Origin of the sequence: Gilliamella sp. wkB7 (genome assembly GCF_001693435.1) — a bacterium.
Taxonomy (GTDB): Bacteria; Pseudomonadota; Gammaproteobacteria; order Enterobacterales; family Orbaceae; genus Gilliamella; species Gilliamella apicola_N.
On record NZ_CM004509.1, the window covers coordinates 2,709,913 to 2,723,207 of the forward strand.

A 13,295-nucleotide genomic window follows, 5' to 3' on the forward strand; every position below is an offset into this window, starting at 1 on the left:
TGAATATGACTGTAAAGCGACTAGTAATTGGGATTAGTGGTGCAACAGGTTTTGCTTATGGTATTAAAGCGTTAGAGCTTTTAAAACCATTGGATATTGAAACACATTTAGTAATTTCAAAAGCGGCACAACTAACACGCTCTTACGAAATCCCTAATATGAGTTTGGCTCAGATTGAATCATTGGCGGATAAAGTTTATTCCGTCAATAATGTTGGCGCAGCGATTGCCAGTGGATCGTTTAAGACTATGGGCATGCTGGTTGCACCTTGCTCAATGCGCTCTTTAGCTGCAATTGCTCAGAGTTTATCGGATAATTTATTAACTCGTGCTGCAGATGTCGTACTAAAAGAGCGTCGCCGATTGGTATTAATGATAAGAGAATCCCCCCTACATTTAAGCCATATAAAAAATATGGAAATGGTCACTCTTATGGGAGGAGTAATTTTTCCACCAGTACCTGCGCTTTATCAGCATATTGACAGTATCGATGATATGATTACCCACAGTGTTGCACGAGCGCTTGATCTGTTTGATATTGATATACCGTCACTACCTCGCTGGGGCGAAGATATGCATTTAAATGTTAAGCCAGAATAATGTATGTTAATCGATCCCAAAATTCTTAAGTTTATCAGAAAAAACCATGTATTATCGCTGAGTGTCATTACTTCAGATAACTTACCGTGGGCGTGTAATGTGTTTTATGTATTGGATGAAGATCAGTTAAATCTCTATTTTTTAACTGAGTTAAAAACGGAGCATGCCAAGGCAATGCTAATTCAACCGCAAGTAGCGGGGACGATTGCCGTTACACCTAAAACCGTTGCTCAGATTCAGGGCATACAATTTCAGGCTCAAGCAACACAGTTGCAAGGTGAGCAAGCTAAAGATGCTTATAATCAATACTATCGTGCCTTTCCTTTTGCCAGAGTAATGAAAGCACCCATCTGGTCGTTACAGCTACAACAGATAAAAATGACGAACAATCTTTTAGGCTTTGCCCATAAGACTCATTGGCAAAGAAAGTGAATGCTAATGGATAGTTTTTAATTAATTAAAAGCTCAATTGCTCAAGATTAAACATGGCAGACTTTCTTCTTGTCAGGTTTTATGTGAGTTTTGCGGGTTATTTCGTTTCTGTTTAAATTAAGAATAAAATATCCAATCAATCATTATCTTTTACCAAATACTGCGTTATAAATAAAAATTATAACTATATATAAATATTTTATTTAACAGAAAAAATAGAGTTTTGTATTATACTTACCAACCTTATAATTTTATTATCTAAAAAAAAACAATGCATAAACTAGCCAATCGACTCGATCATTTTTCTGATTCAGTTATTCGTAGGATGACGCGAATTGCTAACCAATATCAGGCTATCAATTTATCACAAGGCTTTCCTGATTTTGATCCTCCAAAACAGCTTATTGATGCCCTTAAACAAGTAGCTGATAATGGGCCTCACCAATATGAGATCACGTGGGGATCGCAAGAATTTAGGCAACTGTTGGCCAAAAAACAGCAAAAGTTAATGAACATCGACATAAACCCAGATGAAAACGTATTAGTTACTTGTGGCAGTACTGAGGCAATGATGTGTGCGGTGATGGCGGTATGTAACCCAAAAGATAAAGTTATCATCTTTTCGCCTTTTTATGAAAACTATGGTGCTGATGCAATTTTGTCAGATGCAACGCCTATCTATGTACCACTTATTCCACCTACTTTCGAGTTTGATAAAAAGCAGCTCCGCGAGGCGTTTGAGCAAGGTGCTAAAGCATTAATTTTATGTAATCCGAGTAATCCTTGTGGCAAGGTATTTACTAAAGATGAGCTTGAATATATCAGTCAATTAGCAATTGAATTCGATGCTTATGTCATTACTGACGAAGTGTATGAACACATGGTCTATCCACCGCATAAACATCTCTATTTAGCGAGTTTTCCTGATATGCAACAGCGCACGATTAGTTGTAGTTCATTATCTAAAACTTATTCTATTACTGGTTGGCGTCTAGGCTATATCATAGCGGACAAACGCATCATTGATGGTTGCAAAATGATTCATGATTTTCTTACCGTTGGTGCTGCTGCGCCATTACAAAAAGCCGCTTGTGCAGGTCTATCATTAAGTGAGGAATATTATCAGCAACTCACCGAAACTTATATGGCTAAACGTCGCTTATTTTTACAAGGTTTAGATCAGATAGGCTTATCTTATTATGAACCGCAAGGTGCTTATTATGTATTGGTTGATATTTCTGGATTGAATCCATTTACCACTGATTTTGAATTTTGTGAATGGTTAATAAAAGAAGTTGGTGTAGCAGCTGTTCCTGGATCGGCTTTTTTTAAACATCCAGAATATCGCTATATTCGTTTTCATTTTGCAAAACAAGAACAAACCTTGATTGCAGCTTTAGATAGATTATCAAAACTTAAGGAAAAATTAACATGTTTAAAAAACTAATTACATCAACTATAGCCATATTTTCGGTTATGTTGTTATTAACAGGTTGTGACGATGCTAAAAAGGAAAACCAGATTACCGTTGGCGTAGCAGCAGGTCCATATGGTGATATGTTTAAACAAGCGATTGCACCAGGATTAGAAAAAAAAGGTTACAAAATTGAAATTCGAGAATTCAGTGATTATGTACAACCTAATCTGGCTTTAGCCAACAAAGATATTGATATTAATTTATTCCAACATTTGAGCTATCTTGAAAATTTCAAACAAGCACGTAATTTAGATATCTTAGCTGTTGGCTTTGTACCAACGGCTGGGGCGGGTATTTTTTCGAACAAGATCACCGATTTTTCGCAATTAAAAAAAGGTGATCAAGTCACCATTTCAAATGATGTCACTAACGAAGCGAGAGCGCTAAGAATCTTACAAGCAGCAGGTTTAATTAAGCTCGATCCTGCGGTTGATAAAAATAATCTAACACCAAAAAACATTATCGAAAATCCATATGAATTGGAAATTGTACCCATTGAAGCGCCACAAACGCCTAGATCACTGGATAATGTTGTTTTATCCGTTGTAAATGGAAATTATGCGATCGGTGCAGGTTTGGATCTATCTAAAGCACTTTATACAGAAATCCTTGATAAAGATCACAAAAACGTCATCGCGATTCGTACTGAATCAAAAGATACTTTAGGTAAAGACATTATAGATGTTTTGAAATCAGACGAATATTTACAAGTGATCGAAGACAAAAACGGTATTTTCTATACTTTCCAAAAACCTGATTATCAATTATTTTAACTATGCAAAATACACCACTGATTCAAGTAAAAAATGTATCTGTTCGTTTTGAGGCCAAAGATCAGATCATTGATGCAGTAAAAAATGTTTCTTTTGAGGTTAATCATGGCGAGATATTTGGTATTATTGGCTCCAGTGGTGCAGGTAAAAGTACCCTCGTTCGCACTCTTAATCGACTTGCTGATCCCAGCTCTGGACAGATTATTGTTGGCGGCACAGATATTCAGACGTTAAAAGGCCGACAATTAATGGCCTTTCGTTTTCAAGTCGGCATGATCTTCCAAAATTTCAACCTAGCTTCATCAAAAACTGTTTATGAAAATATTGCCTTTGTACTAAAAGCTGCGGGTAAAAAAGGGGAGGCAGTCAAAAATAGAGTAGAGGAGTTACTTGCATTAGTGGGATTAAGTGACAAAGCCAAAGCTTATCCTGCTGAACTGAGTGGTGGACAAAAACAACGAGTCGGTATTGCCCGTGCATTAGCTAATGAAGCTAAAATATTACTGTGTGATGAAGCTACCAGTGCACTCGATCCGACTACAACCAGTGCCATTTTGGAGCTACTTAAACAGCTTAACCAAAAATTTTCCTTAACCATAGTACTGATTACCCATGAAATTGATGTCGTAAAAAAAATCTGCGATCGAGTTGCTGTGATGTCTCAAGGTGAAATAGTTGAAATGGATAATACTTTCAATTTGTTCGCCAATCCCAAACAACAATTCACCCAAAATTTTCTTAACATTGATGAAAATACTCATTTGCCTGAACCTATTAGACAAAATGTCAAAGGTAAATTGGTTCGACTTCGCTATATCAACGAAAACACCACTCAACCTATTTTGTATCAATCTGCTTATGAAACGGGTGTGGCTTTTAATATATTGCATGGTTTTATCGAATATTTTGACCAACAAGCGCTAGGCAATTTAGTTATAGAGTTAATTGGTGAGCCCAATAATATCCAACAGCTCATTGCGAAACTGGAACATCAAAGCGTGATCATTGAGGAAATAAAATAATGGTTAAATTGACAATCGCTGAAATAATGGAAATGCTATGGAAAGCCGCTGACGAAACGTTCATTATGGTAAGTTGGTCATTACTAGCTGGGCTTGTTTTTGGTACCCTAATTGGATTGCTTCTATTTTTATTATCCAATCCATTTTTTCTAAAAAACAGAGTGATAGGGAATATTGCTAATTTTATTATTAATGCAACGCGCTCCATTCCTTTTTTAATTTTGATGGTAGCCGTTCTACCGCTTGGAACGTATATTGTCGGTACTACAGTTGGCCCTAAAGCGGTAATTGTCCCGTTGGCAATAGCTGCAATAGCATTTTATGCTAGATTGGCGGAAAACGCCTTTAGCCAAATTGACAAAGGTGTTATTGAAGCAGCCATTGCCAGTGGTGCCTCACACACTCGTATCATCTTTGGTATATTGTTTCCTGAAGCGTTAGCACAGCTAATCCGCCATGCTACAGTCACGACCATATCACTCATAGGTTTTAGTTCAATGGCTGGTGTTGTTGGTGGTGGAGGAATCGGCGATTTAGCGATTCGGTTTGGTTATCAGCGTTATGTCACCGAAGTTCTTATTATCTGTATTATCATTTTAATTATTGTAGTTATGTTAATACAGTATCTAGGTGATAAATTAGCTAATCATTTTGATAGAAGTCACAAATAATCGGTAAAGCAACATGAAAAAATTAACGGATATAATTGTTGATTCAGATCGAATCATTACTAAAGATCATATACCTCAATCTCACTTAACTGATGGGCTTAAATCACATTATGGGCAAGCGGAAATTTTGGTTTATCCTAAAACTACGGATGAAGTTGCACAACTTGTCAAATATGCCAATCAAAATAATCTTAAAGTTACAACACGTGGAGCGGGTACCAATCTAGTTGGCTCAACCATTCCTAATGGTGGTATGATTATCGACTTATCGTTAATGAATGCCATTATCGAACTAGATAGATCTACCTTTACGGTAACTGTACAATCAGGCATCTTATTGCAAGATTTGCAACAGTTTGTTGAAAAGCAGGATCTTTTTTATCCACCTGATCCCGGTGCAAAAAATGCGACCGTTGGCGGTAATATTAGTACTAATGCGGGTGGCATGCGTGCGGTTAAATATGGTGTTACGCGAGATTATGTGCAAGCGCTTGAAGTCGTTATGGCAGATGGCACAATATTAAATATTGGTAGTAAAAATATCAAAGATAATACGGGGCTGTCATTAAAACATCTTTTTATCGGCAGCGAAGGAACATTAGGTATTATTACCCAATGTACATTAAAATTGATTGCTAAACCAAGTGTCTTTGAAACATTAATTATTGGATTTAACACCATTGAACAAGCCGTTGCCAATATCACGACAATATTACAGACATTAACACCCACTGCGCTGGAATTTGTTGAACGTCAAGTGGCTCAGTGGGGAGAACGCTATTTAGGGTTCCAATTTCCATTGCCAGATTCTAAGGCCTATTTAATCATTATGCTTGATGGTGCGAACAAGCAACACATTGTTCAGCAACGCCAACAGTTATTAGCGAATTTAGGCGATTGCAACTATTTTATTGCCGAAACGCTCGAACAAGCCAATCAAATTTGGACCGTTCGCGGATCACTGGTTCGTGCTGTTGAGGCAGTTACAGAACAAGATCCGATTGATATTGTCGTTCCGATTAATCGCATTGCCGATTTTATTAATTACACTAAACAGTTACAATCCCAATCAGGTGTTCGTATGCTCGCTTTTGGTCATGCAGGAGACGGCAATATTCACTTATGCATATTGCGTGACGGACGAGACGAAAAGCAATGGTCAGAAGCACTCGAGCAAATCCATAATGCCTTATATCAAAAATGTCATGAGTTAGGTGGTCTGCCTTCGGCTGAACATGGTATTGGCACCGCAAAAGTAAAATATTTTAACAATGCCATTGCCCAAGAAAACCGTCAATTAATGCAGCGAATAAAACAGCAATTTGATCCTAATAACATTTTGAATCATCAGGTCTATATTACCCAACTTTAAAAGTGCTATTAACATATAAACTATAAACTAACAGATCATAATAATCTGTTAGTTTATTGCTTAATTTCTAGTTGATTAAATTAATGGTCTATTTTACTAAAACTGATTAACAGCTCTCTACAAAATAGTGCATAATGCGATTATCTTGTGTTAATTCAGGATGAAATGAACAGACTAAAATATTATTTTGTTTAGCCATTACGCAATGTTCATCAATAAAAGCGAGTTGTTCTACATGCTTACCTGCTTTGGCGATATAGGGAGCACGAATAAAAACAGCAGGGATTTGTTGACCGATTAACTTAACATCTAACTTTGTTTCAAAGCTGTTAATCTGCCGACCAAAACCATTACGCTCAACATGAATATCGATTAAAGCAAGCTGTTCAACTTCATTATGAGTAGTGGTTTTTCCGCATAATACTAATCCTGCACAAGTTCCCAAAATACCTTTACCTTGTTGAGCAAATTGTTTAATTGGTTCAAACAGTCCATTTTGTTTTATCAAACGGCTAATGGTTGTTGATTCTCCTCCCGGAATAATCAGGCCATCTAGTTCAGCTAATTGCTCAGGATGTTTTACTGCGATAGCTTGCACGTTATCTAAACTATTTAGCATAGTGATGTGTTCGCTAACCGCTCCTTGTAAATTGAGCACACCAACTTTTTTTAACCGTTTGGAAGTTAACGATTGCGTCATTACCAACCTCGTTCTTGCATGCGTTCCGATTCGGTAAGTTTACTGATTTCTATTCCTTTCATTGCTTCACCTAAGCCTTTCGATAATTCCACTAAACGTGGGTAATCATCATAATAGGTTGTAGCTTGCACAATTGCCTTAGCAAATTTTTCAGGATTTTGTGATTTAAAAATACCAGAACCGACAAATACGCCATCCGCACCAAGTTGCATCATCAAAGCTGCATCGGCAGGAGTTGCTACGCCACCAGCAGCAAAATTGACGACAGGTAATTTACCGAGTTGCTTAATTTGTTCTACTAGTTCAAAAGGCGCACCAATTTCTTTAGCAAAAGTCATCAACTCATCATCAGATTTACTGACAACCATACGAATTTGTTCATTGACTTTACGCATATGGCGTACCGCTTCAACAATATTACCCGTACCAGGCTCACCTTTGGTTCTTAACATTGATGCACCTTCACCAATACGACGCAATGCTTCGCCTAAATCACGACAACCACACACAAATGGTACGGTAAAATTACTTTTAAGTAGATGATATTGTTCATCGGCAGGGGTTAATACTTCACTTTCATCGATATAATCAACGCCCATTGATTCTAAGATACGAGCTTCAACAATATGCCCAATACGTGCTTTTGCCATGACAGGAATCGTCACTGCATTCATTACCTGTTCTACTATTGTTGGATCCGCCATTCGGGCAACGCCTCCAGCTGCTCGAATATCCGATGGCACACGTTCTAAAGCCATCACTGCGACAGCCCCCGCTTGCTCAGCAATTTTTGCTTGTTCGGCATTAACGACATCCATAATAACACCACCTTTTTGCATTTGCGCCATGCCACGTTTAACGGTTTGCGTTCCTGTAACTTGATTCATGCTTGCTCCTAGTAAAGTTCTTAATAATAAAATGTGAGATCAGGTATCTATTATTCAGAAATATAAGAGTGGAATAAACGGCCAATTGGACTATAATCAAACCATCCAATTTTATTTTATATTCGGTTAAATTTAGGCAACATTAAGTATATTTTTAGACATTGCTTATAATGCCATTATTTCAATAGATCATCTTTGTTTTGCAATACTTAATGTAATAAAGCGAACATTATCAATGAGATAAATGAAAACCAAAATAAAATTATAAAGTTTTTTTCTTAGGACATAATTTTTTAATGGTAGGAAATGTATATTAAAAAAGTCGAAACCTAATCACACAAAATTGCGATGGCATTAAAAGACTCAACCATTTAATACCAGTTTTAAAAATATTAGACTTATCACTCCGATATAAAAAGAGTAAAACATGTGGCATAAACAAAAACTTGTTCCCTTTGAAGGGCCAATTTTCAAAAAAGTTATCCAACTGATTGAGTATTATATCGAACATGGGATTTTGATTTCGGGTGAAAGGTTACTTTCAGAACGTGAATTGGCTAAACAATTGCAAGTAAATCGTTCGACTATCGTACATGCTCTAGATTATTTAACTGAACGCGGTGTATTAATTCGTAAACGTGGTAGTGGTACATATGTAAATAATCAAAAATGGGGGGTGCAAGTTTACTCTACGATTAATTGGCGTTTACCTGGACATTTCTTCTATCAAAACAAACAAACATTGTATCAACAAAAAATTGATAAACTACGGAACAGTAAAACTCAAATATATGATCTTGCTAATGGAGATTTACCCACTGATTTAATTCCCAAATTACAATTACCTAATATATCATCGCACGAATTAGTGATGCACGAAAAACAGAGTGATCAACTACAGTTGGGGTTACCCTCACTTAAAGAACAGATTGTGCACTACATGAAAGCATGTTTTGCTATGCAAGTTAACAGTGATGAGATCTTAATTACTTCAGGTACTCAGCAATCATTGTTCTTAATTACGCAAGGTTTACTCAAACCAGGAGATGCGATTGGCATTGAGTCTCCTTCTTACTTTTATTCGTTACCCTTATTTCAAGCAGCGGGATTACGCTTATATGGCATAGAGTGTGATGCTCAAGGCATCATGCCGGAGAGTTTAAAAAAAGTAGTAGAACAACATCAAGTAAAATGGTTGTTCTTAAATCCTGTTTTTCAAAACCCGATGGGATTTGTTATGAGTGATAAACGAAAAAAAAGGATACTTGATTTTTGTCGATCACAATGTATTGGAATCGTCGAGGATGATGCTTATAGTAATTTAGCCTTTAGCGATAACTTAGCAATCTCACCGATTAAAAAGTTTGATAGTAATGATCAGGTTATTTATTTAGGTTCATTATCTAAATATATTGGTCGAAATATTCGAATTGGTTGGATGATTGCGCCTCGAGCAGTTATCGAAAACTTAGCTAAAATCCGCCAACATATTGATTCAGGGTTAAGCATTTTACCTCAATTATTAGCAGAACAATATTTAAAGAACCACTATCTGGCACATCAACAACTGCTACGTGAAAAACTAAAATACAGATCGGAGCTATTAATGGATTGGCTAAACACGAAATTTAAAGGTGAGATAACTTATCAACCATCATTAGGTGGTTTCCATTTGTATGCAAACTTACCCGTCACAAATACGGCTCAAGAATTAATGTTTTTAAATCACCTATTATCTCAAGGTATTATTGTTGCACAAGGCTCAGATTTTGGGGATAGCTTGGGTAAAGTCAGATTAAGTTATGGACATTTTGTTCAGAATCTGATTTGATGAGCAAACTCAAGTCATTTTATCTGTTAGTTATTATGGAAAATTTAAAAGTATCATCATTATCGATTAATAAGCTATTACTTGTTGCCGGCACAGGTTGGTTGTTTGATGCAATGGACGTTGGCTTATTATCTTTTATTTTAGCTGCGTTAAAGCAAGATTGGGGGCTTTCACCTGCTCAACTGGGATGGATAGGTAGTGTTAACTCTATCGGTATGGCGGTGGGTGCATTTGTATTTGGTATTTATGCAGATCAAAAAGGACGTAAATCGGCCTTTTTATTTACCTTACTCATGTTTAGTATTGCCAGTGGTTTAAGTGCCTTTGCATGGGGACTGGGTAGCTTGCTTGTATTACGTTTTTTCATTGGTATGGGATTAGGTGGTGAATTGCCCGTTGCATCCACATTAGTTAGTGAAAGCGTTGCACCAGAGGTACGTGGTAGGGTTGTGGTATTACTGGAAAGCTTTTGGGCTGTAGGTTGGGTACTTGCGGCATTGATTGCTTATTTTCTGATCCCGCTTCCAGCAGTTGGTTGGCGTGGAGCTATGATAATTTGCGCTGCTCCTGCTTTTTATGCGCTCTATTTACGATTTAGCTTACCGGATTCACCAACATACATACAGTTAAATTCCAATGCTAAAAAAGATTCCATCCTTCATAAAGTACAGTCATTGTTATCAACAAAGTTTCGTCGTCAAACATTAATGCTATGGATTGTTTGGTTTTGCGTAGTGTTTTCCTATTATGGCATGTTCTTATGGTTGCCAAGTGTTATGATGATGAAAGGCTTTGGTATGGTTAAAAGCTTTGAATATATTTTGCTAATGACGCTTGCACAGTTACCTGGTTATTTTACAGTTGCATGGCTAATTGAACGTGTTGGGCGTAAATGGGTGTTAGTTACCTATTTACTTGGTACATTAATAAGCGCATATTTGTTTGGTTTGTCTGAATCCGCTAACCAGTTATTATTCTTTGGTGCATTACTTTCGTTCTTTAATTTAGGTGCATGGGGGGCGATGTATGCTTACACGCCAGAACAATACACCACTAATATTCGGGCAACGGGTGCCGGCATGGCGGCATCAATTGGTCGTATTGGCGGTATTTTAGGTCCATTAATGGTTGGGTTATTAATGGCAAATAATGTATCAATCAGTACCATTTTCGGGCTTTTTAGTTTATCGATCTTAGTTGCAATTATCAGTATTATATTTTTAGGTTATGAAACAAAACAGACTGAACTTAAATAATTACAGGTAATTTATAACAGTATCACCAATCCTAGAAATAAATTGCATTGTGTGGTTTTTATCTTACTGGTTAATAAACTACACAGTGCGTTTTATAACCTGATGAATAACTGTAACATCGTTTTTTAACACATACATTCCTTATTATTTCATTGATTTGTCTTAACGATAATGAATACTTTGGGGCAAGATCGTGTAATTGCAGGTAATTCCACATCTGATTATAATCATTTAGATATCTTTAGAAATTTAAAAGGGGACAATTTTGAAACTATCAAAAAAAGCTTTCCATTATTTAGGTATTATCGCAACAGCAGCTTCGTTATGTATGTATATTTCTTATATTCCACAAATTATTGATAATCTTCATGGGTTAAAATCTAATCCAACTCAACCATTAGCGGCTGCAATCAACTGTTTACTTTGGGTGTTTTATGGATTATTACGAGAAAAGAAAGATTGGCCAATTGCAATCGCTAATTCTCCTGGTGTCATATTTGGTTTTATCGCATTTCTAACCGCATTATAAATTCTAATAATGATAATGTGACAATCAATCTTGATATTTGATTTTCGCTGTTTAATTAAAAAAACTTATCCTAACAATTTTAATAATTAACAAAATAACAGAATTATCGCAATTAGCTGTTTACTTTAAACCTATCTATTTTAAAAGGTGTAAAGTTTACCAATTGTAAATATTGACTATTTAGATTTCTTATTTGCTATTTGGAATTTTACTGCGTTTTAAATACCAATAATGTTAAAGCAACAATCACAATATTAATATTTGGCTGTTGCTTTTTTGTTGCAATTTAGACGATAAAAAGCTTTTTTTGTAAAAGAAAAAAGTAAAAAAACACTTGCTTTTTTTAAGGGTATAAAACCAAAAAATTCGCTGGTTAATTTTTAACCTAGTGAAAATAACAATATAAATCAATTTTATAAAGAGTTATCAACAGGTTTGTTAAATACTTATCAAATAGTATAGTGAATAATTTTGGTGATATAAAATTAAAAAATTTTTATGAATGATTAATATTCGTCCATTGTAAAGACTTTAATATAATATTATAGTAAAAAGTGTCAGTGATATTTTGATAATGATTTAAATTTTAGAATAAATGGCATTTTTTATCCGATGTAGTTGATGGTATTTACCTGAAAAAAGACCAGCTATTTTTATTCAATAGTTGTGAAGTAGGTAATGATGAGACAAAAGGAATGAATATTATGACTGAGATAAATTTTTCAGATGACTTGATAAAAGAATTTATCTACTCCGTATACCGTAAAGAAGTATTGTTAAATTTAAAAGGAGTAGTATTAACTGAAGCTGATCGAAAAAAATTGCACGAAAAAAGAGATTTTGTGAATAGTTTATCGGAAGATGAATTAAACGATATCCGAACTTGGATTGTGAATAGATTAAAATTATTGGAAAACCAACACCAGTAATCATTATTCCATTTTTTCCAAAATTCGTTTTATCATCACTCACTTTTATGAAGTAATTATGTACAACAAATGTAGACAGATTCACCAATAGTTTTATAATGTTGGCAGTTCTATATTAAAAGGAAAGGAAATGAAAAAGTTAGTCTTGGTTCTGTTATTAAGTTTACCAATGATGGCTGTAGCATCTAATTGTGATGATATCAGTGCCAATATAGCTAAAAAAATAGAAAATAATGGTGTTGATCCTTCAAAATTTCAATTGAAACTCATTTCAGTAGATCAAGCCGATCAACAAACAGAAGGTAAAATTGTCGGATCTTGTGATCGTGGTCAACAAAAGATTGTTTATGTGCTCTTTAAAGATATATCCGCAACGACTAAAACAACCGAACAAACATCAACAACCCAAGATCAGAACCAAAAAACTCAATCTGATGCATCAGTTCAACAAGAAGCAGCAGCTCCGCCCGCTACAGAAAATCAGGAACCCCAAATTGAGTCAGAAAACAGATAAGTAAGTTTAATAAAATAGATAGAGTAGGCTCACTAAGCTATATCTACAATGTGACCGAATAAGCCTACTCAACTGCAATAATAAAAATTAATTTTTTAGTTGATAATAAATGAACAAAAAGAAAGTAAAACTTAATAATAAATTATTACTCATGTAAAAGTTTTGTTCATAATTCTAGATATTTATTTAATTGGGGTGCTATAGGCTGAAATTATATCAGTAGAATCTGATTCGTTTAATGCCGACGAAAGGAGTTTAAAACAGACTTTTTCTGCAAGACTGTTTTGCTCGTCAGTAGCTGAG

14 protein-coding genes are annotated in these 13,295 nt (G+C 35.4%); 12 read left to right on the forward strand and 2 right to left on the reverse strand.

The window, feature by feature from the left end:
- Nucleotides 1-5 precede the first annotated feature (5 nt).
- The 7 genes from A9G17_RS11960 to A9G17_RS11990 all read left to right on the forward strand — a co-directional run bounded on the left by A9G17_RS11960 (nt 6) and on the right by A9G17_RS11990 (nt 6,346).
- Nucleotides 6-599 (forward strand): UbiX family flavin prenyltransferase, encoded by a 594-nt coding sequence (locus tag A9G17_RS11960; RefSeq protein ID WP_081301761.1) that lies wholly within the window; start codon nt 6-8, stop codon nt 597-599.
- A gap of 3 nt (nt 600-602) precedes the next feature.
- Nucleotides 603-1,031, forward strand: coding sequence for a PNPOx family protein (locus tag A9G17_RS11965; protein WP_065738904.1), 429 nt, complete (start codon nt 603-605; stop codon nt 1,029-1,031).
- A gap of 271 nt (nt 1,032-1,302) precedes the next feature.
- Nucleotides 1,303-2,478 (forward strand): pyridoxal phosphate-dependent aminotransferase, encoded by a 1,176-nt coding sequence (locus A9G17_RS11970; RefSeq protein WP_065738905.1) that lies wholly within the window; start codon nt 1,303-1,305, stop codon nt 2,476-2,478.
- On the forward strand, nt 2,463-3,281 hold the full coding sequence (locus A9G17_RS11975) for a MetQ/NlpA family ABC transporter substrate-binding protein (protein ID WP_141677593.1): 819 nt from the start codon (nt 2,463-2,465) through the stop codon (nt 3,279-3,281). The genes A9G17_RS11970 and A9G17_RS11975 overlap by 16 nt, the downstream gene beginning before the upstream one ends.
- A gap of 2 nt (nt 3,282-3,283) precedes the next feature.
- Nucleotides 3,284-4,303, forward strand: coding sequence for a methionine ABC transporter ATP-binding protein (locus tag A9G17_RS11980; RefSeq protein WP_256114218.1), 1,020 nt, complete (start codon nt 3,284-3,286; stop codon nt 4,301-4,303).
- Nucleotides 4,303-4,974 carry a methionine ABC transporter permease gene (locus tag A9G17_RS11985; protein ID WP_065738907.1) on the forward strand — a complete coding sequence of 224 codons (672 nt, stop codon included), beginning with the start codon at nt 4,303-4,305 and terminating at the stop codon, nt 4,972-4,974. Before A9G17_RS11980 ends, A9G17_RS11985 begins: the two co-directional genes overlap by 1 nt.
- Nucleotides 4,975-4,987: 13 nt before the next feature.
- Complete coding sequence (locus tag A9G17_RS11990) at nt 4,988-6,346, forward strand: FAD-binding oxidoreductase (protein WP_065738908.1); 1,359 nt, start codon at nt 4,988-4,990, stop codon at nt 6,344-6,346.
- Nucleotides 6,347-6,452: 106 nt separating this feature from the next.
- On the opposite strand, the gene pdxT is transcribed toward A9G17_RS11990, so the two are convergent.
- Together pdxT and pdxS are read right to left on the reverse strand one after the other, a co-directional pair.
- Nucleotides 6,453-7,046, reverse strand: a complete 594-nt coding sequence (gene pdxT / locus A9G17_RS11995; protein ID WP_065738909.1) for a pyridoxal 5'-phosphate synthase glutaminase subunit PdxT — start codon at nt 7,044-7,046, stop codon at nt 6,453-6,455.
- Entirely contained in the window at nt 7,046-7,933 is an 888-nt protein-coding gene (gene pdxS, locus A9G17_RS12000) for a pyridoxal 5'-phosphate synthase lyase subunit PdxS (RefSeq protein ID WP_065738910.1), read from the reverse strand. Before pdxS ends, pdxT begins: the two co-directional genes overlap by 1 nt.
- 427 nt (nt 7,934-8,360) lie before the next feature.
- Between pdxS and A9G17_RS12005 the strand changes: the two genes are divergently transcribed.
- The 5 genes from A9G17_RS12005 to A9G17_RS12025 all read left to right on the forward strand — a co-directional run bounded on the left by A9G17_RS12005 (nt 8,361) and on the right by A9G17_RS12025 (nt 12,992).
- Entirely contained in the window at nt 8,361-9,764 is a 1,404-nt protein-coding gene (locus A9G17_RS12005; protein ID WP_065738911.1) for an aminotransferase-like domain-containing protein, read from the forward strand.
- A gap of 35 nt (nt 9,765-9,799) precedes the next feature.
- On the forward strand, nt 9,800-11,020 hold the full coding sequence (locus A9G17_RS12010) for an MFS transporter (protein WP_065739171.1): 1,221 nt from the start codon (nt 9,800-9,802) through the stop codon (nt 11,018-11,020).
- A 328-nt stretch (nt 11,021-11,348) separates the two neighbouring features.
- Complete coding sequence (locus A9G17_RS12015; protein ID WP_065739172.1) at nt 11,349-11,549, forward strand: SemiSWEET family transporter; 201 nt, start codon at nt 11,349-11,351, stop codon at nt 11,547-11,549.
- Nucleotides 11,550-12,253: 704 nt separating this feature from the next.
- Nucleotides 12,254-12,478 carry a hypothetical protein gene (locus tag A9G17_RS12020; RefSeq protein ID WP_065738912.1) on the forward strand — a complete coding sequence of 75 codons (225 nt, stop codon included), beginning with the start codon at nt 12,254-12,256 and terminating at the stop codon, nt 12,476-12,478.
- Between the two features lie 130 nt (nt 12,479-12,608).
- The gene (locus tag A9G17_RS12025; RefSeq protein WP_065738913.1) at nt 12,609-12,992 is read left to right on the forward strand and encodes a DUF1161 domain-containing protein; all 384 of its coding nucleotides are present in this window, start codon (nt 12,609-12,611) and stop codon (nt 12,990-12,992) included.
- Nucleotides 12,993-13,295 lie beyond the last annotated feature (303 nt).

Excerpts from the sequence above, each read along its gene's own strand:
- A9G17_RS11960 (WP_081301761.1), top strand. The coding sequence starts at position 6 with ATGACTGTAAAGCGACTAGTAATTGGGATTAGTGGTGCAACAGGTTTT.
- A9G17_RS11965 (WP_065738904.1), top strand. The coding sequence starts at position 603 with ATGTTAATCGATCCCAAAATTCTTAAGTTTATCAGAAAAAACCATGTA.
- A9G17_RS11970 (WP_065738905.1), top strand. The coding sequence starts at position 1,303 with ATGCATAAACTAGCCAATCGACTCGATCATTTTTCTGATTCAGTTATT.
- A9G17_RS11975 (WP_141677593.1), top strand. The coding sequence starts at position 2,463 with ATGTTTAAAAAACTAATTACATCAACTATAGCCATATTTTCGGTTATG.
- A9G17_RS11980 (WP_256114218.1), top strand. The coding sequence starts at position 3,284 with ATGCAAAATACACCACTGATTCAAGTAAAAAATGTATCTGTTCGTTTT.
- A9G17_RS11985 (WP_065738907.1), top strand. The coding sequence starts at position 4,303 with ATGGTTAAATTGACAATCGCTGAAATAATGGAAATGCTATGGAAAGCC.
- A9G17_RS11990 (WP_065738908.1), top strand. The coding sequence starts at position 4,988 with ATGAAAAAATTAACGGATATAATTGTTGATTCAGATCGAATCATTACT.
- pdxT (WP_065738909.1), bottom strand. The coding sequence starts at position 7,046 with ATGACGCAATCGTTAACTTCCAAACGGTTAAAAAAAGTTGGTGTGCTC.
- pdxS (WP_065738910.1), bottom strand. The coding sequence starts at position 7,933 with ATGAATCAAGTTACAGGAACGCAAACCGTTAAACGTGGCATGGCGCAA.
- A9G17_RS12005 (WP_065738911.1), top strand. The coding sequence starts at position 8,361 with ATGTGGCATAAACAAAAACTTGTTCCCTTTGAAGGGCCAATTTTCAAA.
- A9G17_RS12010 (WP_065739171.1), top strand. The coding sequence starts at position 9,800 with ATGGAAAATTTAAAAGTATCATCATTATCGATTAATAAGCTATTACTT.
- A9G17_RS12015 (WP_065739172.1), top strand. The coding sequence starts at position 11,349 with ATGTATATTTCTTATATTCCACAAATTATTGATAATCTTCATGGGTTA.
- A9G17_RS12020 (WP_065738912.1), top strand. The coding sequence starts at position 12,254 with ATGACTGAGATAAATTTTTCAGATGACTTGATAAAAGAATTTATCTAC.
- A9G17_RS12025 (WP_065738913.1), top strand. The coding sequence starts at position 12,609 with ATGAAAAAGTTAGTCTTGGTTCTGTTATTAAGTTTACCAATGATGGCT.